Raw genomic sequence first — 25,007 nt, forward strand, 5'->3', positions numbered from 1 at the left:
GCTCAGTGCTCCCCCGTCTTCGTGGCCTGCGAGGCCTCGAGGTCGGCGAGGAAGCGGTCGACCACTGCGGTCGACTTGGCGTCGTCCTTGAGGGATTCACCGATCACACCGGACGCGAGGTCCAGCGCGAGGGTGCCCACTTCGGACCGGAGTGCCTGGACGGCGCTCTGGCGCTCGGCCTCGATCTGCGCCTGGGCGTTGGCCGTGATGCGTGCTGCATCGGCGGCCGCCTGCTCGCGGACCTCGTTGCCGATCGCCGTGGCATCGGCGCGGGCCTGCTCACGGATGCGCGAAGCCTCGGCGCGTGCATCGGCGAGCTGCTTGTTGTACTCGTCGAGCGCAGCGGCGGCCTGCTCCTGAGCGGCCTCGGCCTTCTTGATGCCGCCCTCGATGGCCTCGGTGCGCTCATCGAGCATCTTCGTGATGCGCGGCGTGACGACACGCCACATCACCACGAAGATGATGACGAAGGCGAGCGCCGACCACACGATGTCGTACACCGGCGGGATCAGCGGATTGTGCGCTTCCTCCGCCGCGATGATGAGTGCGTTCTGCATCGAGGAACCTTAGTTGGTGAAGATGAAGTACGTGGCGATACCGATGAAGGCCAGGGCCTCGGTGAAGGCGATACCGATGTACATGAGGGTCGTCAGGCGGCCCTGGAGCTCGGGCTGGCGAGCGACGGACTCGATCGTCTTACCGACGACGATGCCGACACCGATGGCCGGGCCGATCGCTGCGAGGCCGTAGCCAACCGTCGCGATGTTGCCGTTGATCTCCGCGAGAACGGTCGTTGCGTCCACGTGTTTTCCTTTCGAGGTGCGGGTCCGACGGTCGCCGGTCCCGTAGGGGGTCAGTGAGGAATCAGTGCTCGTCGGCCAGCGCCAGCTGGATGTAGACGGCGGTGAGGAGCATGAAGACGTAGGCCTGCAGCAGCGCGACGAGGACCTCGAAGAAGCTGAACGCGATGCCGAACGCGATGGTCCCGACGCCGAAGGCCTTGAAGCCGAGCGAAGCGTCGAAGAAGAAGAACTGCGTGGCCGAGAAGAACAGCACGAGGAGCAGGTGCCCCACGACCATGTTCATCAGGAGTCGCAGCGTCAGGGTGACGGGACGGAGCACGAAGGTGGAGACGAGCTCGATCGGCGTCACGATGATGTACAGCGGCCACGGCACCCCGGGCGGGAAGAGCGAGTTCTTGAGGAACGTGCCCGGGTGCTTGCGGAGACCGGCGTAGATGAAGGCGAGGTACGCGACGATCGCCAGGATCATCGGCATCGCGATGCGGCTGGTGCCGGCGAGGTTCATGCCCGGGATCAGACCGGTCAGGTTCATGAACAGTACGCCGAAGAAGATCGTCGCCAGGAGCGGCAGGAAGCGCTTGCCGTCCTTCTCTCCGAGGTTGTCGAAGGTGTTGCGACGGACGACGTCGAACGCGTACTCGATGAACGCCTGACCGCGGTTCGGCACGAGCTTCAGTGCACGGGTACCCACGAACGCGAACACCAGCAGAACGGCGACGGCGAAGAAGCGGATGAGGACGACCCGATCGATCTCGAACGGCGTCCCGGCGAAGAAGATCGCATCCGGGAAGAACTCGTTGATCGACGGACCATGGAACTCGGCGGCCTTGCTGCTCCCCGCCGCGACGGTGTCAACCGCAGCGGAGAGGGACAGGGGAAGAGCGTGGGATAGCAGCGCTGTCTCCTGTGTCGGCGCGCGCACATCATGGCACGCGATGGTGGACGTTGTGGAGGCTCGTCCGCCCCGAGCGAAAGGCTCCGGTAGCGGACTTCGAGAAGCCTATCAGGTGCGAGAGGCTTCCCGGCTTCTCAGACGCGGGGGGTCGGGTTCCCAGCGTCCGCGGAGTCGTCGAGGCCGTCGCCCGGCAGCCGGACGCCGATCGGGATGCGGGCCTTCGCGACGGCGACGACGTCGATCACCAGGGAGCCGACGACCCCCGCGATGATCACGATCGCCAGCACCGGGAAGTCGACCCAGTCGCGGTCCTTGAGCAGGACCAGCAGCACGATGAAGACGATGAACTTGAGCAACCAGGTGCCCATCACGATGCCGAAGAAGGCACCGGAGATCATCTGCCCCTTGGAGACGCGCAGCGCGACGAGGACACTGACGGCGGTGAGCCCGAGGAACACGACGCTCAGCACGGCGCCGAGCAGTCCCCCGACCAGCCCCGGGCCGTCCGCGACGAGGAACCCGATGAGCCCGCCGACCACCGCCAGGGCGACGGCGAGGACCGCGCCCCAGGTGATGATGCGGCGGAACACCGGCCGGACGTGGTCGAGCGCGTTCGGTGCGGTCACGTGATGTCTCCAGGGATCGTGCGGTCGTTGGCGGCCCGGTCGAGCGGGTCGAGGCTGGCGTCCACCACGGCGGCGGAACGGTTGGCGGTCTGGGCGGCGATCTCGGTGCGTTTGCGGCCGAGCGGCGCGAACGTCGCGACGGCGCAGACGGTGAAGCCGACGGACACGAAGACGACGACCCAGTACCAGTCCACGAAGAGGAACAGCAGGCACCCGAAGGCGACGGTCGCGGTCCACGCGTAGAAGATCAGCACCGCGTGGAAGTGCGAGTGCCCCATGTCGAGCAGGCGGTGGTGCAGGTGCTTCCGGTCGGCCGAGAACGGCGACTTGCCCGCGCTGAGCCGTCGGGTGACCGCGAGCCCGAAGTCCAGGATCGGCACGATCAGGATCGCGAACGGCAGCAGGATCGGGATGAACGCCGGCAGCAGCGCCTGGCGTGTCTGCACCGCCGCCGGGTCGATGTTGCCCGTGACCGACACTGCGCTCGTGGCCATCAGGAACCCGACGAGCAGCGCGCCGGCGTCGCCCATGAAGAGCTTGGCGGGGTGCCAGTTCAGGATGAGGAAGCCGAAACAGGCCCCGACGAGCACCGCGGTGAGCAGCGACGGCAGGTTGAAGAAGAACTCGGTCTGCACGACCACGCGGTTGATGAAGAACGTGTAGAGGAAGAAGACCCCACCGGCGATGATCGCGACGCCGGCCACCAGGCCGTCGAGCCCGTCGATGAAGTTCACCGCGTTCATCACGAGTACCACCGCCAGCACGGTGAAGATCAGGCTCATGTACGACGAGCCGACGCCCAGCGTGTTGCCGATGGGCAGCGAGACGATCGCGACGCCCTGCCAGGCGAGGATGCCCGCCGCGATGATCTGCCCGGCGAGCTTCGTCATCCAGTCGAGGTCCCAGATGTCGTCCGCGACACCGAGGACCACGATGATGGTCGCTCCCCCGAGCACCGCGAGCACGCGACCCGGTTCGGAGAACACGAGCCGGAAGTAGTCGGTCCCCGCTATCGACGGGAACAGGAACCAGGCCGCGAGCAGCGAGACGATGACGCCGATGTACATCGCGATGCCGCCGAGCCGCGGCGTCGGGGTGCGGTGCACGTCCCGCTCGCGGACCTGCGGGTACCACTTGTACTTCAGCCCGAGCTTCCAGACGATCAGGCTCATCACGAAGCTCACGACCGCGGCGATGGCCCCGGCGAGCAGGTAGTACTTCATGTGACGAGGTCGGCTCCGACGACCCGGATGATCTCCTCGTCGGGGATCACCCCGTGCCGGACGATGCGGAGCTTCCCGCCGTCCGACAGCCCGGTGGCGTCGACGATCGTCGAGCCGGTGCTGGCTTCGAAGCCGTCGTGCACCTCGACGGGTCCGCCGTCCAGGTAGATCGCGACGCTGTCGCCGAGCATGCGCTCGGCGGCGTCAACGTCCATCGCGGCCGGGTCGCCGGTGGAGTTCGCGGACGAGACCGCGAGCGGCCCGACCTCCTGCAGCAGTTCGAGGGCGATCCGCGAGTCCGGCATCCGCAGCGCGACCGTGCCGCGCGTCTCGCCGAGGTCCCAGTCGAGCGACGGCTGTGCGTGCAGGATGACGGTCAGCCCGCCCGGCCAGAACTCGGCCACCAGGTCGCGCACCGGCTGCGGGACCTCGCTGGCGAGGGCGTCGAGCGTGGGCGGACCAGGGATGAGCACGGGCGGCGGCGACTGCCGCGTGCGGCCCTTCGCGTCGAGCAGCCGCTGCACGGCCGTCGCGCTGAAGGCGTCCGCGGCGAGGCCGTAGACGGTGTCGGTGGGGACCACGACGAGCTCTCCGCGTCCGAGGGCGGCACGTGCGAGCCGCATCCCGGTCAGGAGCCCGTCGGAGTCGGTGCAGTCGTATCGGGATGCCATGACTCGACGATGATAGTGCGACACAATGGTGGACATCGTGAACGAGACGCCCGCACCCCCGCTCCTGTTCCTCTTCGACATGGACGACGTCCTGGTCCGGTACGACTGGCAGGTGCGCATGGCCGCACTCTCCGAGTTCACCGGACACGAGTTCCAGGAGCTCCGTCGCCGCTGGTGGGACTGCGGTCACGAGATGCGTGCCGAGGCCGGTGGGTTCGCCGACGGCGACGAGTACCTGGCCGCGTTCGAGCGCGCGATGGAGTGCGACGTCCCCGAGGCCGACTGGGCCCGGATCCGCGGATCCGCCATGACCGAGCTGCCGGAACGCATCGAGGCGGTCCGGATCGCGAGCGAGCACGGGCGTGTCGGACTGCTCACGAACAACGGTCCGCTGGCCGGCCGCTGGATCCACGAGTGGGCGCCGTCCCTGCCCGAGGTCTTCGGCGAACACCTGGACACGTCGAGCAACTTCGGTGCCCGGAAGCCCGAGCCAGAGGTCTTCGAGCGTGCGGTCGCGCACCACGGCGTCCCCGCGGGGCGCACGTTCTTCGCCGACGACATGCCCGAGAACGTCGCGGGAGCGCGGAGCATCGGCATCCACGCGGTCCTGGTCGAGCACGACACCGACCTGCGCGAGCACGTCCGCGCCTTCGTCGCGGCGCAGCAGCGCGAGGCCTCCCCCGTCGCGTAGCCCGCCACGCCCGTTCCTTCCCATCGCGGTCGCGCTGGAAAGCAGGAACGGGCATACATGGTCATTCCGAACGACCCGGTACGCCCGATCCCACCAGGTACGCCCGGATCCACCCGGCACACGCACGCCCGGCCGAGCGACGGGAGGCGCGGCCCGCGCCCGCCACGCCCGCTCCTTCCCATCGCGGTCGCGCTGGAAAGCGGGAACGGGCATACCTGGTCATTCCGAACGACCCGGTACGCCCGATCCCACCAAGTACGCCCGGATCCACCCCGCACACGCACGCGGGGCCGAGTGACGGGAGGCGCGGATCGCCCCCGGCTAGCGCGTCGCGGTGGTCGTGCGGTCGCGCCCCGTCAGGTCGACGTGCGTCTCCGGGGTGCGGAACCCCCGGCGCGCCAGCACCTGCCGCACGCCGGCGCCCTGCGGCTCGGCGTGCTCGACGACCAGGACTCCCCCGGGCACCAGCAACCGCCAGGCCGTCTCGGCGAGAGCCCGGACGGCGTCGAGGCCGTCGGGACCGCCGTAGAGAGCCATCGCCGGGTCGTGGTCGCGGACCTCGGGGTCGATCGGGATCGCGTCGTCCGGCACGTACGGCGGGTTCGACACGACGACGGACACGGTGCCGTCGAGTTCCGGCAGCGCGTCGGCGAGGTCGCCCTCGACGAGCCGGACGGTCCCACCGTGGGCGTCGACGTTCCGCCGGGTCCAGGGCAGGGCCTCGGCCGACCGCTCGACGGCGTAGACCACGGCGTTCGGCACCTCGGTGTCCATCGCGATCGCGATCGCACCGCTGCCGGAGCCCAGGTCCACGGCGATCGGCTCGGGGACCGCGGTCGCCCGCAGTGCGTCGATGCCGAACTGCACGACGCTCTCGGTCTCCGGACGGGGCACGAACACGCCCGGTCCGACGGCCAGGGTGAGCGCGCGGAAGTACGCCTGCCCGGTGATGTGCTGCAGCGGCTCACGGGTGGCTCGGCGCGCGACGGCGTGCCGGAAGCGGTCGACGTGCTCCGGCGCGATGCCGCCACCGATGAGTGCACGGGCCTGGACGGCACCGCGCGAGGTGTCGGTCGCCCACGCGAGCAGTAGCTCGGCGTCGACCCGGGGCGTCGGGACGCCGACGGCGACGAGCGCCGCGGTCGCCTGCTCGAGCAGGCGATCCGCGGCGTACGTGAGGGGCGTGTCGGCGGTGATCCGGGCCTCCAGGCTGGGTGTGCGGTTACGCGTCCTGGTCGCCGATGGCGGCCAAACGTGCCTCTTCGTCCGCCTGGATGGCGGACTGGATGACGGGCTCGAGGGCACCGTTCATCACGCGGTCGAGGTCGTACGCCTTGTAGCCGGTGCGGTGGTCCGCGATCCGGTTCTCCGGGAAGTTGTACGTGCGGATGCGCTCCGAACGGTCCATCCCGCGGATCTGCGACTTGCGCGCGTCCGAGGCGATCGCGTCGAGCTCCTCCTGCTGGCGCGCGAGGATGCGTGCACGGAGCACGCGCATGCCGGCCTCGCGGTTCTGCAGCTGCGACTTCTCGTTCTGCATCGCCACCGTGATGCCCGTGGGCAGGTGGGTGATGCGGACCGCGGAGTCCGTCGTGTTGACGGACTGTCCACCCGGGCCGGAGGACCGGTAGACGTCGATCTTGAGGTCGTTCTGGTTGATCTGGACCTCTTCGGGCTCGTCCACCTCGGGGAACACCAGCACACCGGTGGTCGAGGTGTGGATGCGCCCCTGCGACTCGGTCTGCGGCACCCGCTGAACGCGGTGCACACCGCCCTCGTACTTCAGGTGCGCCCAGACGCCCTGGGACGGATCGGTCGTGTTCGACTTGATCGCGACCTGGACGTCCTTGTAGCCACCCAGGTCGGACTCGGTGCGCTCGAGGAGCTCGACCTTCCAGCCCTTAGTCTCGGCGTAGTGCGAGTACATGCGCAGCAGATCGGCCGCGAACAGCGCCGATTCCTCGCCGCCCTCGCCGCCCTTGATCTCCATGATGACGTCACGGCCGTCGTCGGGGTCGCGCGGGATGAGCAGCCGGCGGAGACGCTCCTGGCGCTCCGACAGCTGCTCCTCGAGCCCGGGGACCTCGTCCGCGAACGCCGCGTCTTCACGCGCGAGTTCCTGGGCGGCGGCGAGGTCGTCCCCCGCCGCCTGCCAGGCCTCGTACGCGGACTTGATCTGGTTGAGCTCGGCGTACCGCCGGTTCACCTTCTTCGCCCGGGCCGCATCGGCGTGGAGCGCGGGGTCCGACAGCTGCTGCGTCAGGTCCTCGTGTTCCGCCAGCAGCCCCGCTACCGACTCGAACACGCGTTACTCCTGGTGACCGTTGTGGTGGGCGCCGGTCGTGGGGACCGACTTCTGCACCTGCACCAGGAACTCGACGTTCGACTGCGTCTCCTTGAGGTTCCGCAGCACGATCTCGAGGGCCTGCTGCGGGTCGAGCCCGGCGAGGGCCCGGCGCAGACGCCAGGTGATCTTGACCTCGTCGGCGGAGAGCAGCTGCTCCTCGCGACGGGTACCCGAGGCGTTCACGTCGACGGCGGGGAAGATCCGCTTGTCGGCGAGGTGACGGTTCAGACGGAGCTCCATGTTGCCGGTGCCCTTGAACTCCTCGAAGATGACCTCGTCCATCTTGGAGCCGGTCTCGACGAGCGCGGTCGCGAGGATGGTCAGCGAGCCACCGTCCTCGATGTTGCGCGCGGCACCGAAGAAGCGCTTCGGCGGGTACAGCGCCGCCGAGTCGACGCCACCGGAGAGCACGCGGCCCGACGGCGGGGTCGACAGGTTGTACGCACGGCCCAGACGGGTGATCGAGTCGAGCAGCAGCACGACGTCGTGGCCCAGCTCCACCAGGCGCTTCGCACGCTCGATGGCGAGCTCGGCGACGGTGGTGTGGTCCTCGGCGGGACGGTCGAAGGTCGAGGCGATGACCTCGCCCTTCACCGTGCGCTGCATGTCGGTGACCTCTTCGGGCCGCTCGTCGACGAGGACGACCATCAGGTGCGCCTCGGGGTTGTTCTTGGCGACGGCGTTCGCGATGGCCTGCAGCACGACGGTCTTGCCGGCCTTCGGCGGGGACACGATGAGACCGCGCTGGCCCTTGCCGATCGGCGACACGAGGTCGATGATGCGGGTCGACAGCTTGCCCGGCTCCGTCTCGAGGCGCAGGCGCTCGTTCGGGTACAGCGGGGTGAGGTCGTTGAAGTCGACGCGGGCCGCGGCCTCGTCGGCGGACTGGCCGTTGATCGACTCGACGGCGACGAGCGCGTTGTACTTCTGGCGGCTCTGCTGCTCGCCGTCACGCGGCTGCTTGATCGAACCGACGACGGCGTCGCCCTTGCGCAGGTGGTACTTCTTCACCTGGCCGAGGGAGACGTACACGTCGCTCGGGCCCGGCAGGTACCCGGTGGTGCGGACGAACGCGTAGTTGTCGAGGACGTCGAGGATGCCCGCGATCGGGATCAGGACGTCGTCCTCGGTGACCTCGGGCTCGAAGTCGTCGTTCTGGCCGCCACGGCCGCGCTTGCGGTCGCGCTGGCGACGGCTGCGGCCGCTCTCGGCCTCGTCAGCGTGCTGTTGCTGCTGCTGCTTCTGCTGGCCGCTGGTCTGCTGCTTCTGCTGACCGGCGTTCTGCTGCTGCTTCTGGTCGGCCTTGTCGTCCTGCTTGGCCTCGGCCTGCTTCGGCTGGTCGTTCTGCTTCTGGCCGCCGTTCTGCTGGCCGTTCTGCTGGCCGTTCTGCTGCTCGCCGCCGTTCTGCTTCGGCTGGTTCTGCTGGTCGGCGCCGTTCTGCTTCTGCTGGCCGGCGTTCTGGCCGCCGTTCTGCTGGTCGGCGCCGTTCTGCTGCTCGCCGTTCTCGGCGTTCTGCCCACGGCCACGACCGCGACCACGGCTGCGACGACCGCGACGCGAGCCGCCCTCGCCCTGCTCGGAGTTCTGGTCGCCCTGGTCGTTCTGGTCGCCGGACTCGTTCTGGTCCTGGTCGGCCTGGACGGCGGACGTCGGGGCCTGCTGGCCCTGCTGGGCCGCCTGGCTCGGCTGCTCGGCCTCGGCGGGCGTCGACGCCTGCTGGCCCTGCTCGGTGCCACGCTGGTCGGTGCCACGCTGCTCGGCGTTCCGCTGGCCACGGCCACGACGCTGCGAGCCGGACTGCGCGGCTTCCTGGGCGTCCTTCTCGGCGCGGACCTGGTCGAGCCCGGCGAGGAGGTCCTCGGTGCCGGTCTGGCCGTGGTTGGTGTGCTCGGCGGCCGAGGTCGGCGCCGCGTTCACGGTGCCACTGGACGACGCGCGGCGCGAACGACGGGCACGGCTCGGGGCTGCCGACTCGGAGGGTGCCTCGGAGTCGGCGACGGGTGCCTCGGCAGCGGGCTGCGCGGGGGTCTCGGCGGGCTCCGGCAGGGTCGGCTGCTCGGTGGCGGCCGGCTCGGCGGGGGTCTCGGCGACGCCGGCGGCGGCCGGGGCGGCCGGCGTCTCGTCGACGGGACGCTTGTCCTCGATGGAGGCGATCAGGTCGCCCTTGCGGAGCTTGGAGAGCCCGGTGATGCCGAGCGAGGAGGCGATGCGCTGGAGCTCCGGAAGACGGAGGGCACGCAGGTCGCTGGGGATCTCCACCTGGGCGGAGTTGTTGTCGGTCAAGGTCGGTGTTTCCTTTCGAACCGCAGAACGCGGAGAGTTTCCACCGTCCCGGATGCAGGGTGAGCATCGACCGCCGTTCAGACGACGGATCGGGATTCGGTGATCAGAAAGAGATGCACACTCGCGCACCGGACCCTGCGACGTCGCAGGAGCTGTCCTGAGGACGAGCGATCCGTACGGTTACGCGGGTTCGGCTTCGAGCGCCGAGTGCGCTGCCACTGTAGCACCACCGAGATCGACGGCCAGCATGAGCGGCCGCCAGTCGGATTCGGCGTGTCGCTGCACCAGTTCGGCGGCGGTCAGGCGCTGTGCCGGGTCGCTGCCGAGGACGAGCAGGCTCGGCCCGGCCCCGGAGACCACCGCGGCGAGGCCGTGCTGTCGGAGCAACCGGATCAGGGCGTCGGTCTCGGGCATGGCGCTGGCACGGTACGCCTGGTGCAGCCGGTCCTCGGTCGCGGCGAGCAGCAGCTCGGGGCTCTGGATGAGCGCGGCGACGAGCAGCGCCGAGCGGGAGACGTTGAACGCGGCGTCGGCGTGCGGGACCTGCTCGGGCTGCAGGGAGCGCGCGAGCTTGGTCGAGAGCGTCGAGGTCGGCACGAACACCACCGGGGCGACACCGCGGTGCACCAGGAGCCGCTTGTAGGCCGGGCCCTCGGCGGTCATCCACGCGATCGTCAGGCCGCCGAAGAGCGCCGGCGCGACGTTGTCCGGGTGGCCCTCCATCTCGGTGGCCAGGGTCAGGAGCGTCGAGGCGTCCAGGTCGACGATGCCCTCGAGCAGCCCACGGGCAGCCATCAGCCCGGCGACGATCGCGGCGGCGGAGGAACCGAGACCCCGGCCGTGCGGGATCGCGTTCGTGGCGTGCAGCTCGAGACCGGGCTGGTCGACACCGGCGTGCTCCAGGCCCCGGCGGACCGCACGGACGACGAGGTTCGTGTCGTCCGTGGCGACCTCGCCGGCACCGACGCCCTCGACGGTGACGGTCGCGCCGGGTTCGCGGCGGACACGCACCACGACCTCGTCGTAGAGCGAGAGCGCGAGGCCGAGCGAGTCGAAGCCGGGGCCGAGGTTCGCCGACGTGGCCGGCACCCGGACGCGGACCGCCGATCCGGTCGGCAGCGCACGGACCGCCCGTCCGGCCGGTACAGCACTGCGGGCGGTCATGCCCTCACCCGGTCCGGACGAGCGGTCGGAGATCACTGCTCGCTGACCAGACCGAGCACGTCGGCGATCGACTTCGTGTCGACCGGCACGCTCGTCGGGGTGACCTCGCCGCCGTCCGGCGTGCGGAGGGCCCACTGCGGGTCCTTCAGGCCGTGGCCCGTGACCGTGATGACGACCTTCGCGCCCTTCGGCACGACACCGGCGTCGGCACGCTCGAGCAGCCCGGCGACACCGATGGCCGATGCGGGCTCGACGAACACGCCGACCTCGGCCGACAGGATGCGGTGCGCCGCGAGGATGGCCTCGTCGGTGATGGCACCGAAGTAGCCGTCGGTCTCCTGCTGCGCCTCGAGCGCGAACTGCCACGAGGCCGGGTTGCCGATCCGGATCGCCGACGCGATGGTGTCGGGGTGCCGGACGACCTCGCCGTGCACGATCGGGGCGGAACCGGCGGCCTGGAACCCGAACATGCGGGGCAGCTTGGTGCTGCGGCCGGCGGCGACGTCCTCGCGGTAGCCGCGCGAGTACGCGGTGTAGTTGCCCGCGTTGCCGACGGGCAGGAAGTGGAAGTCCGGTGCGTCACCGAGGACGTCGACGACCTCGAACGCGGCGGTCTTCTGCCCCTCGATGCGGTCGTTGTTGACGGAGTTGACGAGGTGCACCGGGTAGTTCGCCGCCAGGTCGCGGGCGATGTCGAGGCAGTCGTCGAAGTTGCCCTGCACCTGCAGCAGCTGGGCGTCGTGGGCGACGGCCTGGCTGAGCTTGCCCATGGCGATCTTGCCCTCGGGCACGAGCACCGCAGCGGTGATGCCGGCGTGCGTGGCGTACGCGGCGGCCGAGGCGCTGGTGTTGCCGGTCGAGGCGCAGATGACGGCCTTCGCGCCGTGCTCGACGGCCTTCGAGATCGCCATCGTCATGCCGCGGTCCTTGAACGAACCCGTCGGGTTCATGCCCTCGAACTTCACGTAGACCTCGGCGCCGGTGCGCTCGGAGAGCCGACGAGCCGGGATGAGCGGCGTGCCGCCCTCTCCGAGCGTGACGATGGGCGTCGCCTCGGTCACGTCGAGTCGGTCGGCGTACTCGCGCAGGACTCCCTGCCACTGGTGGGCCATCAGGCTTCTCTCTCTGTCCGGTGGGGTGGATCTGGTGGTGGTTCGGCTCGGTGAGCCTGCTGGTCGGCCGGGAGGCCCGTGGTCGCGTCAGCGACCGACGACGCGCAGGACGCTGGTGACGTCCAGGACGACGTCCTCGCCGCGGAGGGCGACGACGGTGTCCGCCAGGTCGGCCTCACGCGCCAGGTGGGTGCCGATGACGAGCGTCGCGGTCCCCTCGGCTGCGCCGGTGGTGGTCTGCTCGACCGTCTCGACGCTGACGCCGTGCTTCGCGAGTACGCCGGCGACCGTCGACAGCACGCCGGGGGCGTCCGTGACGTGCAGGGTGATCTGGTAGCTCGTGCGGACGGTGCCGATCGGGAACACCGGCAGCTCGGACTGCGTCGACTCGGCGACCCCCGGACCGCCGATGACGTGCCGACGGGCGGCGGAGACCAGGTCGCCGAGGACCGCCGAGGCCGTCTCGACGCCACCGGCACCCGCGCCGTAGAACATCAGGTCGCCGGCGGCCTCGGCCTCGACGAACACGGCGTTCTTCGCACCGTGCACGCTCGCGAGCGGGTGCGACTCGGGCACGAGGGCCGGGTAGACGCGGGCGCTGACGCCCTCGCGGCCGTCCTCGTCGGTCAGACGCTCGGCGGTCGCCAGGATCTTCACGACGTAGCCGGCCTTGCGGGCGGCGCGGACCTGGTCGATCGTGACGTGGGTGATGCCCTCGCGGTGCACGGCGGCGAGCGGCACCGAGGTGTGGAACGCCAGCGAGGCCAGGATCGCGGCCTTCTGCGCGGCGTCGTAGCCCTCGACGTCGGCGGTCGGGTCTGCCTCGGCGTACCCGAGCTCCGTCGCGGTGGCCAGTGCGTCCTCGAACGTGGAGCCCTTGCGGTCCATCAGGTCGAGGATGAAGTTCGTGGTGCCGTTGACGATGCCCATGATCCGGACGATGCGGTCACCGGCGAGCGAGTCGTGCAGCGGACGGATGATCGGGATCGCCCCGGCCACGGCGGCCTCGTAGTAGAGCTGCGCGCCGACCTGCTCGGCCGCGGCGAAGAGCTCCGGGCCGTGGGTCGCGAGCAGCGCCTTGTTGCCGGTGACGACGTCCGCGCCGGACTGCAGGGCCTGGAGCACGAGGGTGCGCGCCGGCTCGATCCCGCCGATGAGCTCGACGACGATGTCCGCGCCGAGGATGAGCGATGCAGCGTCCGTGGTGAAGAGCTCCGCCGGCAGGTCGACGTCACGCTGCGCGTCCACGTCGCGCACGGCGATCCCGACCAGCTCCAGCCCGGCACCGGCGCGCGAGGCCAGCTCGTCGCCGTGCTCGAGGAGCAGTCGCGCGACCTGGGAACCGACCGAGCCGGCCCCGAGCAGCGCGACACGGACGTTGCGGTATTCGATCATCTGGTAGCGGTTCCTGTCGGTGGGGGTGCGCCCTGCGGGGTGGGCGGACCCGGTCGGGTCGGGGGTCAGCGGCCGGTGCCATCGGCGGGCACGGCGGCGACCCCGGTGTCACGGGCGAGGAGGTCGTCGATCGTCTCGCCCCGCACGAGGATACGGGCTGCGCCGTCCGCGACGGCGACGACCGGCGGGCGGCCCACGTGGTTGTAGTTGCTCGACAGCGCCCAGCAGTAGGCACCGGTGGCCGCCACGGCCAGCAGGTCGCCGCGCTGCACGTCGCCGGGCAGGTACTCGTCGTCCACCACGACGTCGCCGCTCTCGCAGTGCTTGCCGACGACGCGGCTCAGCACCGGCGGGGCGTCGGAGGTGCGGGCGAGCCGGGCCGTGTAGTCGGCGCCGTACAGGGCGGGACGGATGTTGTCGCTCATCCCGCCGTCGACCGAGACGTACGTGCGGGTCGCGCTGCCGCCGTCGTCGGTCTCGAGCGTGACCGGCTTGATCGTGCCGACGCGGTAGAGCGTCACCCCGGGCGGGCCGACGATGTAGCGGCCCGGCTCGACGGCGATGTCCGGCACCGGGATGCCGCGCTCGGCGCAGGCCTCGCCGATGATCGTGGCCAGTGCGTCGGCGACGTCCTCGGGGGCGAAGGCCGAGTCGGCCTCCGTGTAGTCGATGCCCCAGCCGCCGCCGAGGTTCAGCTCGGGCACCGGACCGGAGGCCACGAGCGTCGCGTGCACGTCCATCAGTCGGCGTGCGGCCTCGCGGAAGCCAGCGTCGTCGAAGATCTGCGAACCGATGTGCGAGTGCAGCCCGACGAAGGCGAGCGAGGGCTCGGCGCGGACGGCTGCCGCGGCCTCGACGGCCTCGGACAGCGGGATGCCGAACTTCTGGTCCTCGCGAGCGGTCGCCAGGTACTCGTGCGTGGACGCGTGCACGCCGGTGTTGATCCGGATGCGGACGCGCTGCACGACCCCGGCGTCGGCGGCGGCACGGGCGACTCGCTGCACCTCTTCGTGGCTGTCGAGCACGATCGTGCCGATGCCGACCTCGACCGCGCGGGTGATCTCGGCGTCGGACTTGTCGTTGCCGTGGAAGCCGAGCCGGCCGGGGTCGATGCCGCCGGCCAGGGCGACCGCGAGCTCACCTGCGGTGCAGACGTCCACGCGCAGGTCGGCCTCGGCCATCCACGCGACGACCTGCGTCGTCAGGAAGGCCTTGCCGGCGTAGTAGACGTGCGCGTGGCTGCCGATGCGCTCGAACGCCTCGGCGAACGCGTTCCGCACGCGGACGGCGCGGGACTGGACATCACGCTCGTCGACGACGTACAGGGGCGTGCCGAACTGCGCGACCAGGTCCGTCGCGCTGATGCCGCCGATCGCCAGGGTGCCGTCGTCGGTCCGCGTCGCGGACGCGGGCCAGATGCGGTCCACCAGTTCGGAGGCGTCCGTCGGGAACCGCAGCCGCGGCGGTGCAAGGGGGTTCTCGCTCACGGGACCCGATCCTACCGACGCGAGCCGTTCCTCCAGGCCGCGTTACGCACCCGTCTGCTCAGCCGCAGCTGCCGACGGTCCGCAGGCCGTCCTCGTTGAGCGGCAGCGCGTCCGCGGTGATCCGGACCGTCGCGTCCGACTTCGACACGTCGAGCGAGCGCACCCGCAGCGCCTCGGGCAGGAACTGCGCGGTGCAGACCTGCACCGGGACACCGGTGACACCCGGGATCGAGTCGACCTTGAGGCCGAGGTCGGAGTTCGTGATCCGGACGCTCTCCGGGGTGATGGTGATGCCGCGGCCGTCGTCCTGCGCGTCGACGGCGCCCTTCGCCGCGTAGGTGATGTCGTAGCCGAGCACCGACGACGACCCGGTGAGTTCGACTCCGCCGTCGACCAGGTTCAGCCGGTCGAACAGCGGGCTGTACTTCGCCAGGTCCTTGACGCTCGACGACGCCAGGGTGACGGTGCCGTCGACGTCGCGGACGTCGCCCTTGCCGTCCACCGGGACGTCCTGAGCGGTGACGTCGGCGGCGAGCGGGATGCCGTCGACCGTGAGCTTCGCCGAGGAGATCTCGACGCGGTCGAGGGTGCCGCTGATGAGCTGCGGGATGACGATGCCCTCGGCGTGGGCGTCGACCTCGCCGGTCGTGCCTTCCGGCAGCGACTGCTCGACCTGCTGGGCGATGATCCGGTCGACGACGCCGCGCAGCACGAACTCGGCGATCACGACGAGGGCGGCGAGCACGACGACGACCACGAGCAGGACGACGGGCCAGCGGCGGCGCGTGGTGGGGCGTTCGGTGGCTGCGGGCATGCGTCCTACCCTGCCAGTCCGGTCTGCGGCCGAGCTGCGGCCGGGCTGCAAAACACCGGTGTTCGCGCTCGGCACCGCGGAATGCGGGTGTTCGGTGCGCGAACACCGGTGTTTTGCGGAAGGAGTACCGCTACATGCGGGACGGCGCCGACACGCCGAGCAGGCCGAGGCCGTTGCGGACGACCTGCCCGGTGGCGTCGTTCAGCCACAGGCGCGTGCGGTGCAGGTCGGTCACGGGCTCGTCGCCGAGGGGCGAGACACGGCAGGAGTCGTACCAGCGGTGGTACAGGCCGGCCAGCTGCTCGATGTACCGCGCGATGCGGTGCGGCTCGCGCAGCTCGGCGGCGTGCCGGACCACCCGCGGGTACTCGGCGAGGGCTCCGAGGAGCGCGCTCTCGGACTCGTGGGTCAGCAGCGACGCGTCGAACACGGACCGGTCGACCCCGGCCGCCGCGGCGTTCCGGGCCACCGACTGCGTGCGTGCGTGGGCGTACTGCACGTAGAAGACGGGGTTGTCGTTCGTGCGCTTCGTGAGCAGGTCGAGGTCGATGTCGATCGCGGTGTCGCTGGCGAACCGGACCAGGGCGTACCGGCCGGCGTCGACACCCACGGCGTCGACGAGGTCCTCCATCGTGACGATGGTGCCGTTGCGCTTCGACATGCGCATCGGTTCGCCGTCCTTGAGCAGGTTGACCATCTGCCCGATCAGGATCTCGAGGTTCTTGCCCGGCTCGTCCCCGAACGCGGCGCACATCGCCATCATCCGGCCGACGTAGCCGTGGTGGTCGGCGCCGAGCATGATCAGGTTCCGCTCGAACCCGCGCTCGCGCTTGTCGAGGTAGTAGGCCAGGTCGCCGGCGATGTACGCGGGCTCACCGTCCGACTTGATGACGACGCGGTCGCGGTCGTCGCCAAAGTCGGTCGTGCGGAGCCACTCGGCACCCTCGGCCTCGTACATCACGCCGGCCGACCGCAGTCGGGCGATGGCACGCTCGACGGCCTTCGACTCGTGCAGGGCGTTCTCGTGGAAGTAGACGTCGAAGTCGACGCCGAAGTCGTGCAGCGACGACTTGATGTCCGCGAACATGAAGTCGACGCCCTCGCGACGGAAGAGCTCCTGCGCCTCGTCGCGCGGCAGGTCGCGGACGTCGATGCCCGGCTCGAGGGTCGCGATGACCCGTGCGGCGATCTCGGCGATGTAGGCGCCGCCGTAGCCGTCCTCGGGCGTGGGCTCACCGAGTGCGCTGGCGACGAGGGAGCGGGCGAACCGGTCGATCTGCGCGCCGTGGTCGTTGAAGTAGTACTCGCGGGTGACGAGCCCGCCCTGCGCCTGGAACACGCGGGCCAGGCTGTCGCCGACTGCGGCCCACCGCACGCCGCCCATGTGGATCGGGCCGGTGGGGTTGGCGGAGACGAACTCCAGGTTGATCCGGACGCCGTCGTACAGGTCGCCGGTGCCGAAGGACTCGCCGCCGTCCACGATGGTGCGCGCGATCTCACCCGCGGCGGCGGCCTCGAGCGTGATGTTGATGAAGCCGGGGCCGGCGACGTCGACCGAGTCCACACCGTCGAGCTCGGTCAGCTCGCCGGCGATCTCGGTCGCGAGCTCGCGCGGGTTCGTGCCGAGCCGCTTCGCGAGCTGCATGGCGGCGTTCGAGGCCCAGTCGCCGTGGGCGCGGTTCTTCGGACGCTCGAGCACCACGTGGGACTCCTCGATCGTCACGGTCTCGGACGCGCCTCGGCGCTCGACGATCCCGGTCAGGATCGACAGGTACGCGGCGGAGAGTTCGGCAGGAGTCACGAGGACCGATCCTACCGGGACGCCCAGGTCCGCACCGGTCGATGCAGCATCATGTCGGGATGACCCCCCGCAGCCGTGCCCGGGCGCTCACCGTCGCCACCCTCACCACCGCAGCAGCCGTCGTGCTCGCCGGGTGCTCGGGCGGCGGGGACAGCACCCCGTCGGCCACCGCGACCCCGGCGGGCAAGCCGGTGTCCGAGACCTGCGCGGAGCTCCTGCCGACCAGCGCGCTGTCGGTGTACGGGCAGACCTTCGAGCTCGACGACTCCTTCACCCCCGCGAAGGGCTCCCCCGCTGCGACCATCGCGAAGCAGCAGGGTCGCGTGTGCCGGTTCGTCAGCACCGACGCGGACGCCACGGCGATCACGCTCGCGGTCGCCGACCTGCCTGAGAAGTCGCTCACCAACCTGAAGGACGCCCTGTACGAGCGGGGCGGGTCCGTCCCCACCTACCGCGTGGAGGGGTACTTCGCCCTGAGCGGCGACGTCGGCCGCGCCGATGCCTTCGCCGACCCGTACTGGATCACCGCGCAGTCGACGCTGTTCACCGAGCCGGGCGGGGCGCAGCCCGTCGTCGACGCGGTGCGGGCTGCGCTGCAGCCGTCCGCGTCGGCCACGGCCACGCCCGCGGGCTGACCCGCGCTGCGGCCGCGCACGGTGCGAGGCCGCCGTCCGGTGCGAGGTTGCGCACGTGGTGCGCGGCTCGCAACGCTGCACGGAATGCGGAACCTCGCACGGGAACGCGACGCTCGCACGGTGCGGACGGGAGGCCCGTGGCGGGCCCGCACCGCGCCTCCAAGCCGGCGGCGGCCACGCACGGTGCGAGGCCGCCGTCCGGTGCGAGGTTGCGCACGTGGTGCGCGGCTCGCAACGCTGCACGGAATGCGGAACCTCGCACGGGAACGCGACGCTCGCACGGTGCGGACGGGAGGCCCGTGGCGGGCCCGCACCGCGCCTCCAGGCCGCCCGTCGTGACGTCCACGGCGCGACACGCGCTGTCCAGGACCACCCGCCGGACCTGCTACGGTTGTTGACACCCCTTGGCCCCCATAGCTCAGGGGATAGAGCACTGCCCTCCGGAGGCAGGGGCGGAGGTTCGAATCCTCCTGGGGGCACAGTCACATTTCCGCGCAAGCAGTTGTCTTCGCTTCGCTCAGTCAGCTGCGCGCGATGTCGCCTGCGGCGACCTCTCCCCGTTGAGACTCCTCCGGGTTCTTCGCCGGTCTCGCGGCTGGGTGCCTCGACGGCGTGCTACGCGCCTGCCCGGTAGCGTTCGGGCATGACGATGACGTTCCCGGCGCCCGGAGTCCACGCGCTGCGGGGCGGACCCGTGCTCCGGTGGGGTGTGATCGGCCCCGGGGAGATCGCGAACGACTTCACGACGACGCTGCACGCGAACTCCGACCAGCGCGTCGTCGCCGTGGGCTCCCGCTCCCCCGAGCGTGCCGCGGCCTTCGCCGCCCGCCACGGCGTACCCGGGGTGCACGGCTCGTACGAGGCCCTCGTGGCGGACCCCGCCGTCGACGTGGTCTACGTCGCCTCGCCGCACCCGCAGCACCTCGGGCACGCACTGCTCGCGATCGCCGCCGGCAAGCACGTGCTCGTCGAGAAGCCGATGACGACCTCGGCGGCGGACACCCGCACCCTCGCCGACGCCGCACGGGCCGCGGGTGTCCTCGCGATGGAGGCGATGTGGACCCGGTACCTGCCGGGCACCACCGTCGTCGCGCGTCTGCTCGCGGACGGGGTCCTCGGTGACGTCCGCCTCGCGACGGTCGACGTCGGGTGGCCGCACGACCCGGACCCGGCCGACCGGATGTTCGACCCCGCCGCCGGAGGGGGTGCCCTCCTCGACGCCGGTGTGTACGGGCACTGGTTCGCACGCTTCGCCACCGGCGCCCCGGTGACCAGCAGCACGACGGGGGCGGTCTCGGATCGCGGGGTGGACCTCCAGTCCGTCACGGTGTCGACGGCGGAGGGTGGCGCGCAGTCGGTGGTGACCACGTCGATGACGGCGTGGACGCCGGGGCTGGCGGTGATCGCCGGGAGCCGGGCCACGGTCCGGTACACCGACCACTTCGTGTTCCCCGCGTCGTTCGCGGTGCACCACCCGGGTGCAGAGGACCACTGGGAGGAGCCGACGGGGCTGCGGGGCCGTCATGGACTCGTGTGGCAGGCGGCGGCGCTCGCGCAGTACGTGGCTGATGGCCGGACGGAGTCGCCGGTGCACTCGCTGGACGACTCGATCGGGGTCGCGGCGGCGCTCGACGCGGCACGTGCGGCACTCGAGCCGACCGGTGCGGCACCGTCCGTTCCCGAGCAGGACACCTCGACCCTCTAGGATCACGGGCCGGTCGTCCCGCACGCGACCGGGAAGAGGCCTCGATGACCATCGGCACCGGGAACGCGCAGCTCGAACTCGCCCGCGGCGGCGACGCACCCGCCCCACGGACCCTGTTCGACGTCCTGGCGGCGACCGCGGCGACCCACCCGGACGCAACCGCCCTCGAGGACCCCGCCGGCAGCGTCGACTACGCCGCCCTGCTCGACCTCGTGCGCGCGCAGGCCGACGACCTGGCCCGCCGCGGTGTCCGACGGGGCGACCGGGTCGGGGTGCGGATCCCCTCCGGCGGGCGTGACCTGTACCTGTCGATCCTCGCCGTCCTCGCCGCCGGAGCCGCGTACGTGCCCGTCGATGCCGACGACCCCGAGGAGCGCGCCACCCTGGTGTTCGGCGAGGCCGGTGTCGTCGGGGTGATCGGCGCGGGCGGTGTCCTGCGTGACCGCAACGGCACGGAGCTGCCGGTGACGGACCCTGCGGCGAGCGCCGAACTCCCCCGGGAGACCGACGACGCGTGGATCATCTTCACGTCCGGGTCGACCGGGGTGCCGAAGGGTGTGGCGGTCACGCACCGCAGTGCTGCGGCGTTCGTGGACGCCGAGGCGCGGATGTTCCTGCAGGCGGCGCCGATCGGTCCGGGTGACCGGGTGCTGGCGGGGCTGAGCGTGGCGTTCGACGCGTCGTGCGAGGAGATGTGGTTGGCGTGGGGGCACGGTGCCGCGTTGGTGCCGGCGCCCCGGTCGTTGGTGCGGACGGGGGTGGACCTGGGGCCGTGGCTGATCGCGCACACGATCACGGTGGTGTCGACGGTGCCGACGCTGGCGGCATTGTGGCCGGACGATGCGCTGGAGCAGGTGCGGCTGGTGATCTTCGGTGGTGAGGCGTGCCCGCCGGAGTTGGCGGCGCGCATCGCGAGTCGTGACCGTGAGGTGTGGAACACGTACGGGCCGACCGAGGCGACGGTGGTGGCGTGCGGGTCCCTGCTCGACGGGAGCCAGCCGATCCGGATCGGGTTGCCGCTGGACGGGTGGGACCTCGCCGTGGTGGACGGTGCCGGACAACGGGTGGAGCCGGGCGGCGTCGGTGAGCTCGTGATCGGCGGGGTCGGGCTGGGGCGGTACCTCGACCCGGCGAAGGACGCGGAGAAGTACGCGCCGTTCCCGGAGCTCGGGTGGGAGCGGGCGTACCGGAGCGGGGACCTGGTGCGGTACGAGCCCGAGGGGCTGGTGTTCCAGGGGCGTGCGGACGACCAGGTGAAGCTCGGTGGCCGGCGGATCGAGCTCGGGGAGATCGATGCGGCGCTGCAGGCCCTGGACGACGTGGCGGGTGGTGCCGCGGTGGTGCAGCGGACCCCGGCGGGCAACCAGGTGCTGGTCGGGTACGTGGCCCCGGTGGCCGGGGCGACGGTGGACGTGGCCGCGGCGAACGCCCGGTTGCGGCAGGAGCTGCCGGCGGCGCTGGTGCCGTTGGTGGCCGTGGTGGAGTCGCTGCCGACGCGGACGTCGGGCAAGGTCGACCGTGCGGCGCTGCCGTGGCCGTTGCCGGGCGCCTCGGACGCGGCGATGCTGCCGGACACGGTGGCGTGGATCGCCGAGCGGTGGTCGGCGATCCTGGGGGTGCCGGTGGCGAGCGTCGACGACGACTTCTTCGCGCACGGCGGTGGGTCGTTGACGGCGGCGCAGCTGGTGTCGGCCATCCGGGAGCGGTTCCCGACGACGACGGTGGCGGACGTGTACGACCACCCGCGGATCGGGGCGTTGGCGGCGGCGCTGGACGAGTCCGGCCCGGTTGAGGCGTCGTCGCGTGACGTCACGCCGGTGCCTCCGGCGACGGGGTTGCTGATGACGCTGCTCGGGCTGCCGGTGCAGGTGCTCCGGGGGTTGCGGGTGCTGACGTGGACGGCCCTGGTGGCTGCGGTGCTGCACGCGACGACGCTGCCGTTCCTGCCGGTGCTGCCCTGGCCGGTGCTGGTGCTGGCGCTCCTGGTGTTCGTGACGCCGATCGGCAAGATGGCGCTGACGGTGGTGCTGGCGCGGCTGCTGCTCGCCGGGGTCCGGCCGGGGTCGTACCCCCGCGGTGGTTCGGTGCACCTGCGGGTGTGGTTGGCCGAGCGCATCGCCGAGGCGGTCGACGGCCCGTCGACGGCGGGTGCCCCGTGGATCAGCTACTACGCCCGGGCGCTCGGTGCGCGGATCGGCCGGGACGTCGACCTGCACACGTTGCCGCCGGTGACGGGGATGCTCACGATCGGCAAGCGTGCGTCGATCGAGCCCGAGGTCGACCTGGCCGGGCACTGGCTCGACGGCGACGTGTTCCACCTGGGGCACGTCCGTGTCGACGAGGACGCCGTGGTGCGCAGCCGGACGACGCTGCTGCCGGGGGCGCACGTCGGTGCGGGTGCCGAGATCACGGCGGGTTCCGCCGTCGGCGGCCCGGTGCCCGCTGGCGAACGCTGGGCGGGGGCACCGGCGGAGCGCACCGGGTCGGCTCGTGACGACCGGGAGGCCCGTCCCGCGACCCGTCGACGCTGGCTGCTGGCGTACGGGGCCGGGTCCCTGGCCGTGGCCGGGTTGCCGGTGGTCGGTGTCGCGGTCGGACTGCTGGTCGCCTTCGCCCTGGTCGGGCGGGCGTCGACCCTGGGCGACGCGCTGCTCCGTGCGCTGGTGACGGTCCCCCTGGCGACGGTCGTCGCCGGTGCGGTGTACGCGCTGCTGGTGGTGGTCGCGGTGCGGCTGCTCGGCATCGGGCTGCACGAGGGGCGGCACCCGGTGCGCTCCCGGATCGGCTGGCAGGTGTGGTCGACCGAGCGGGTGCTCGACGCGGCGCGCACCCTGCTGTTCCCGCTGTACGCCTCGCTCGTGACGCCGGTGTGGCTGCGGCTGCTCGGTGCCCGGGTCGGTCGGGACACCGAGATCTCGACGGTGCTGCTCATCCCGGCGTTGACGCAGATCGCGTCGGGGGCGTTCCTGGCCGACGACACGATGGTGGCGACGTACGAGCTCGGCGGCGGTCGGGTGCGGATCGGTCGTTCGAAGGTCGGCCGTCGTGCGTTCCTCGGCAACAGCGGGATGACGGGTGCCGGACGCTCGGTGCCGCGCGAGGCCCTGGTGGCGGTGCTGTCCGCGGTGCCGAAGAAGGCCAAGCGCGGGTCGTCGTGGCTCGGGTCGCCCCCGGTGCGGCTGCGGCGTGCGGCGACGGAGTTCGACGAGGCGCGCACGTTCCGCCCGTCCAGGCGGCTCAAGGTCGCCCGCGGCTGCTGGGAGCTGCTGCGCCTGGTGGCCCCGATGGTCTCCGCGGCCATCGCGCTCGGCGTGGCCGGAGCCCTGCTGGCGCTGTGGTCGGCCGTCGGGATCGGGTGGACGGTGCTGCTCGCCGGGCCGGTGCTCATCGCCGCCGGTGCCGTCGCCGCCGTGGTGTCGACGATCGCGAAGTGGGCGTTCGTCGGCCGGATCACCGCCCGGGAGCACCCGCTGTGGTCGTCGTTCGTGTGGCGCAACGAGGTGCAGGACACCTTCGTCGAGACCGTCGCGCGCCCCTGGTTCGCCGAGCAGGCCACCGGCACCCCCGCGCTGGCCGTCTGGCTGCGGAGCCTCGGTGCGACGATCGGCCGCGGCACCTGGCTCGAGACGTACTGGCTGCCCGAGGCCGACCTGGTCACCATCGGCTCCGGGGCGTCGGTGGCGCGGGGCACGGTCGTGCAGACGCACCTGTTCCACGACCGCGTGATGCAGCTCGACACCGTCCGGATCGACGCGGGTGCGACGCTCGGGCCGCACAGCGTGGTCCTGCCGGCGGCCGGCATCGGTGCCGGGGCGACCGTCGGGCCGTCCTCCCTCGTGATGCGCGGTGAGCAGGTACCGACGGGCTCCCGCTGGTCCGGCAACCCGATCGCTCCGTGGACATCCGCAGCACCGTCGGTGACCGCCCCACCGGCGCCATGAGGTTGACTGTCCCCGTGCCCTCCGATCCCGCTGCAGACCCGTACACCCCGCACAGCGGCGACCGACGGTGGAGCGCCGAGCACTACGAGCTCCGTCTCGACTACCGCGTCGCCACGAACCGCCTGGACGGCACCGCCACGATCACCGCGCGTGCCCTCGAGCCGCTCGACAGGGTCGTGATCGACCTGCACGGGCTCACGGTCGACCGGGTCGACGTCGACGGACGCCGGGCGAAGAAGGTCTCGACCGCGACGCACAAGGTGACGGTCACCCCGGCCGACCCGATCGCCGCCGACACCGTGTTCAGCGTGCACCTGCGGTACCGCGGCACCCCGCACCCCGTCCGGAGCGCGTGGGGACAGCTCGGCTGGGAAGAACTGTCCGACGGTGTCATCGTCGCCGCGCAGCCCACGGGAGCGCCGTCGTGGTTCCCGTGCAACGACCGCCCCGACGACAAGGCCACGTACCGGATCGAGATCGCGGCCGAGGCGGCGTACGACGTCCTGGCGAACGGGGAGCTGCTCGCCAAGGAGCGCGACCGCGTCGGCACCCGCTGGACCTACGCCACCACCGAGCCGATGGCGACCTACCTGGCGACCGTCCAGATCGGCCGGTACCGCACCACGAAGCTGCGCACGAGCGGGGTCCCCGTCACGCTGCACCACCCCGCCGACCTCGCCGCCGCCGCGAAGACCGACTTCGGCCAGGTGCCGGAGATGCTCGCGCTGTTCGGTGACCGGTTCGGCCCGTACCCGTTCGCGGCGTACGGCGTCGTGGTGACCGACGACGACCTGGAGATCCCGCTCGAGGCCCACGGCCTGGCGGTGTTCGGCCGGAACCACGTCGACGGCGAACACGGCACCGACCGCCTCATCGCCCACGAGCTCGCCCACCAGTGGTTCGGCAACTCCGTCACGGTCACCCGGTGGCAGGACATCTGGCTGCACGAGGGGTTCGCCTGCTACGCCGAGTGGCTGTGGTCCGAGGACCGCGGGGACGACACCGCCGACCAGCTGGCCGAGCGGTACCGGCAGGCGCTGCTCGAGCAGCCGGAGGACCTGGTGGTCGGTGACCCGGGCGCGAAGGACATGTTCGACGACCGCGTCTACAAGCGCGGCGCCCTCGCCCTGCACGCCGTCCGCCGCACGATCGGCGACGACGCCTTCTTCACCGGGCTGCGGAGCATCACCGAGCGGCACCGGCACGGATCCGTCACCGTGCCCGACGTGCTCCGTGCGTTCGCGGACGCCACCGGCCGGTCCGTCGCGGACGTCCTGGCGGTGACCGGACCCTGGATCGACGAGGCCTCGGTGCCGGCGCTGCCGGCGCCGCGCGTCGACTAGCGGGCTCCCGCCGCGCACGACGACCAGCTCGCCGTGCAATATCGTCGAACGGGGCGGCCGTTGGTGAGCGG

20 protein-coding genes and 1 tRNA gene are annotated in these 25,007 nt (G+C 71.5%); 6 read left to right on the forward strand and 15 right to left on the reverse strand.

The features are described 5' to 3' along the window. Positions 1–2 precede the first annotated feature (2 nt). The 6 genes from ORG17_RS09945 to ORG17_RS09970 form a co-directional block, all read right to left on the reverse strand. On the reverse strand, positions 3–557 hold the full coding sequence (locus ORG17_RS09945; protein ID WP_027465780.1) for a F0F1 ATP synthase subunit B: 555 nt from the start codon (positions 555–557) through the stop codon (positions 3–5). 9 nt (positions 558–566) lie between these two features. Next, the gene (gene atpE, locus ORG17_RS09950; RefSeq protein ID WP_027465781.1) at positions 567–803 is read right to left on the reverse strand and encodes an ATP synthase F0 subunit C; all 237 of its coding nucleotides are present in this window, start codon (positions 801–803) and stop codon (positions 567–569) included. A gap of 61 nt (positions 804–864) precedes the next feature. After that, the gene (gene atpB / locus ORG17_RS09955; protein WP_027465782.1) at positions 865–1,725 is read right to left on the reverse strand and encodes a F0F1 ATP synthase subunit A; all 861 of its coding nucleotides are present in this window, start codon (positions 1,723–1,725) and stop codon (positions 865–867) included. 107 nt (positions 1,726–1,832) lie between these two features. Further along, positions 1,833–2,324: a hypothetical protein gene (locus ORG17_RS09960; protein WP_035808335.1), complete on the reverse strand. Its 492-nt coding sequence runs from the start codon at positions 2,322–2,324 to the stop codon at positions 1,833–1,835. Further along, positions 2,321–3,547: an MraY family glycosyltransferase gene (locus ORG17_RS09965; RefSeq protein ID WP_027465783.1), complete on the reverse strand. Its 1,227-nt coding sequence runs from the start codon at positions 3,545–3,547 to the stop codon at positions 2,321–2,323. Before ORG17_RS09965 ends, ORG17_RS09960 begins: the two co-directional genes overlap by 4 nt. Beyond that, positions 3,544–4,218 carry an L-threonylcarbamoyladenylate synthase gene (locus ORG17_RS09970; RefSeq protein ID WP_027465784.1) on the reverse strand — a complete coding sequence of 225 codons (675 nt, stop codon included), beginning with the start codon at positions 4,216–4,218 and terminating at the stop codon, positions 3,544–3,546. The genes ORG17_RS09965 and ORG17_RS09970 overlap by 4 nt, the downstream gene beginning before the upstream one ends. A 37-nt stretch (positions 4,219–4,255) precedes the next feature. Between ORG17_RS09970 and ORG17_RS18345 the strand changes: the two genes are divergently transcribed. Next, entirely contained in the window at positions 4,256–4,909 is a 654-nt protein-coding gene (locus tag ORG17_RS18345; RefSeq protein WP_214526165.1) for an HAD-IA family hydrolase, read from the forward strand. Positions 4,910–5,230: 321 nt separating this feature from the next. Here ORG17_RS18345 and prmC read toward each other — a convergent pair whose 3' ends face one another. From prmC to argS, 9 genes are all read right to left on the reverse strand, one after another. Further along, the gene (gene prmC / locus ORG17_RS09980; protein WP_372443662.1) at positions 5,231–6,106 is read right to left on the reverse strand and encodes a peptide chain release factor N(5)-glutamine methyltransferase; all 876 of its coding nucleotides are present in this window, start codon (positions 6,104–6,106) and stop codon (positions 5,231–5,233) included. 25 nt (positions 6,107–6,131) lie between these two features. After that, entirely contained in the window at positions 6,132–7,214 is a 1,083-nt protein-coding gene (prfA, locus tag ORG17_RS09985; protein ID WP_017885756.1) for a peptide chain release factor 1, read from the reverse strand. A gap of 3 nt (positions 7,215–7,217) precedes the next feature. After that, on the reverse strand, positions 7,218–9,539 hold the full coding sequence (gene rho / locus ORG17_RS09990; protein WP_214526164.1) for a transcription termination factor Rho: 2,322 nt from the start codon (positions 9,537–9,539) through the stop codon (positions 7,218–7,220). A gap of 180 nt (positions 9,540–9,719) precedes the next feature. Further along, positions 9,720–10,703: a homoserine kinase gene (gene thrB / locus ORG17_RS09995; RefSeq protein ID WP_051596800.1), complete on the reverse strand. Its 984-nt coding sequence runs from the start codon at positions 10,701–10,703 to the stop codon at positions 9,720–9,722. Positions 10,704–10,735: 32 nt separating this feature from the next. Further along, positions 10,736–11,815 (reverse strand): threonine synthase, encoded by a 1,080-nt coding sequence (gene thrC / locus ORG17_RS10000; RefSeq protein ID WP_027465789.1) that lies wholly within the window; start codon positions 11,813–11,815, stop codon positions 10,736–10,738. Positions 11,816–11,902: 87 nt separating this feature from the next. Next, the gene (locus ORG17_RS10005) at positions 11,903–13,210 is read right to left on the reverse strand and encodes a homoserine dehydrogenase (protein ID WP_027465790.1); all 1,308 of its coding nucleotides are present in this window, start codon (positions 13,208–13,210) and stop codon (positions 11,903–11,905) included. Between the two features lie 65 nt (positions 13,211–13,275). Continuing rightward, positions 13,276–14,697, reverse strand: a complete 1,422-nt coding sequence (gene lysA / locus ORG17_RS10010; protein WP_214526163.1) for a diaminopimelate decarboxylase — start codon at positions 14,695–14,697, stop codon at positions 13,276–13,278. A gap of 58 nt (positions 14,698–14,755) precedes the next feature. Next, positions 14,756–15,511, reverse strand: a complete 756-nt coding sequence (locus ORG17_RS10015; protein WP_214526162.1) for an LmeA family phospholipid-binding protein — start codon at positions 15,509–15,511, stop codon at positions 14,756–14,758. Between the two features lie 130 nt (positions 15,512–15,641). Continuing rightward, positions 15,642–17,312: an arginine--tRNA ligase gene (gene argS / locus ORG17_RS10020; RefSeq protein ID WP_214526161.1), complete on the reverse strand. Its 1,671-nt coding sequence runs from the start codon at positions 17,310–17,312 to the stop codon at positions 15,642–15,644. A gap of 59 nt (positions 17,313–17,371) precedes the next feature. Here argS and ORG17_RS10025 point away from each other — a divergent pair, with 59 nt between their 5' ends. The 5 genes from ORG17_RS10025 to ORG17_RS10045 all read left to right on the forward strand — a co-directional run bounded on the left by ORG17_RS10025 (position 17,372) and on the right by ORG17_RS10045 (position 24,936). Then, a complete protein-coding gene (locus tag ORG17_RS10025) occupies positions 17,372–17,947 on the forward strand; it encodes a hypothetical protein (protein WP_027465794.1) in 576 nt (191 codons plus the stop codon). A 407-nt stretch (positions 17,948–18,354) separates the two neighbouring features. After that, a tRNA-Arg gene (locus tag ORG17_RS10030) sits at positions 18,355–18,426 on the forward strand. A gap of 164 nt (positions 18,427–18,590) precedes the next feature. Then, positions 18,591–19,652 carry a Gfo/Idh/MocA family protein gene (locus ORG17_RS10035; RefSeq protein ID WP_250892491.1) on the forward strand — a complete coding sequence of 354 codons (1,062 nt, stop codon included), beginning with the start codon at positions 18,591–18,593 and terminating at the stop codon, positions 19,650–19,652. Between the two features lie 44 nt (positions 19,653–19,696). Continuing rightward, the gene (locus tag ORG17_RS10040; RefSeq protein WP_214527575.1) at positions 19,697–23,593 is read left to right on the forward strand and encodes a Pls/PosA family non-ribosomal peptide synthetase; all 3,897 of its coding nucleotides are present in this window, start codon (positions 19,697–19,699) and stop codon (positions 23,591–23,593) included. Between the two features lie 14 nt (positions 23,594–23,607). Continuing rightward, positions 23,608–24,936 carry a M1 family metallopeptidase gene (locus tag ORG17_RS10045; protein WP_301565369.1) on the forward strand — a complete coding sequence of 443 codons (1,329 nt, stop codon included), beginning with the start codon at positions 23,608–23,610 and terminating at the stop codon, positions 24,934–24,936. Positions 24,937–25,007 lie beyond the last annotated feature (71 nt).

It is taken from the genome of Curtobacterium flaccumfaciens pv. betae (genome assembly GCF_026241855.1).
Classification (GTDB): Bacteria; Actinomycetota; Actinomycetes; order Actinomycetales; family Microbacteriaceae; genus Curtobacterium; species Curtobacterium flaccumfaciens.

Bases quoted from the DNA above. Each gene is read 5' to 3' on its own strand.
- ORG17_RS09945 (WP_027465780.1), bottom strand. From the start codon at position 557: ATGCAGAACGCACTCATCATCGCGGCGGAGGAAGCGCACAATCCGCTG.
- ORG17_RS09965 (WP_027465783.1), bottom strand. From the start codon at position 3,547: ATGAAGTACTACCTGCTCGCCGGGGCCATCGCCGCGGTCGTGAGCTTC.
- ORG17_RS09970 (WP_027465784.1), bottom strand. From the start codon at position 4,218: ATGGCATCCCGATACGACTGCACCGACTCCGACGGGCTCCTGACCGGG.
- thrB (WP_051596800.1), bottom strand. From the start codon at position 10,703: ATGACCGCCCGCAGTGCTGTACCGGCCGGACGGGCGGTCCGTGCGCTG.
- thrC (WP_027465789.1), bottom strand. From the start codon at position 11,815: ATGGCCCACCAGTGGCAGGGAGTCCTGCGCGAGTACGCCGACCGACTC.
- ORG17_RS10005 (WP_027465790.1), bottom strand. From the start codon at position 13,210: ATGATCGAATACCGCAACGTCCGTGTCGCGCTGCTCGGGGCCGGCTCG.
- ORG17_RS10015 (WP_214526162.1), bottom strand. From the start codon at position 15,511: ATGCCCGCAGCCACCGAACGCCCCACCACGCGCCGCCGCTGGCCCGTC.
- ORG17_RS10025 (WP_027465794.1), top strand. From the start codon at position 17,372: ATGACCCCCCGCAGCCGTGCCCGGGCGCTCACCGTCGCCACCCTCACC.
- ORG17_RS10035 (WP_250892491.1), top strand. From the start codon at position 18,591: ATGACGATGACGTTCCCGGCGCCCGGAGTCCACGCGCTGCGGGGCGGA.
- ORG17_RS10040 (WP_214527575.1), top strand. From the start codon at position 19,697: ATGACCATCGGCACCGGGAACGCGCAGCTCGAACTCGCCCGCGGCGGC.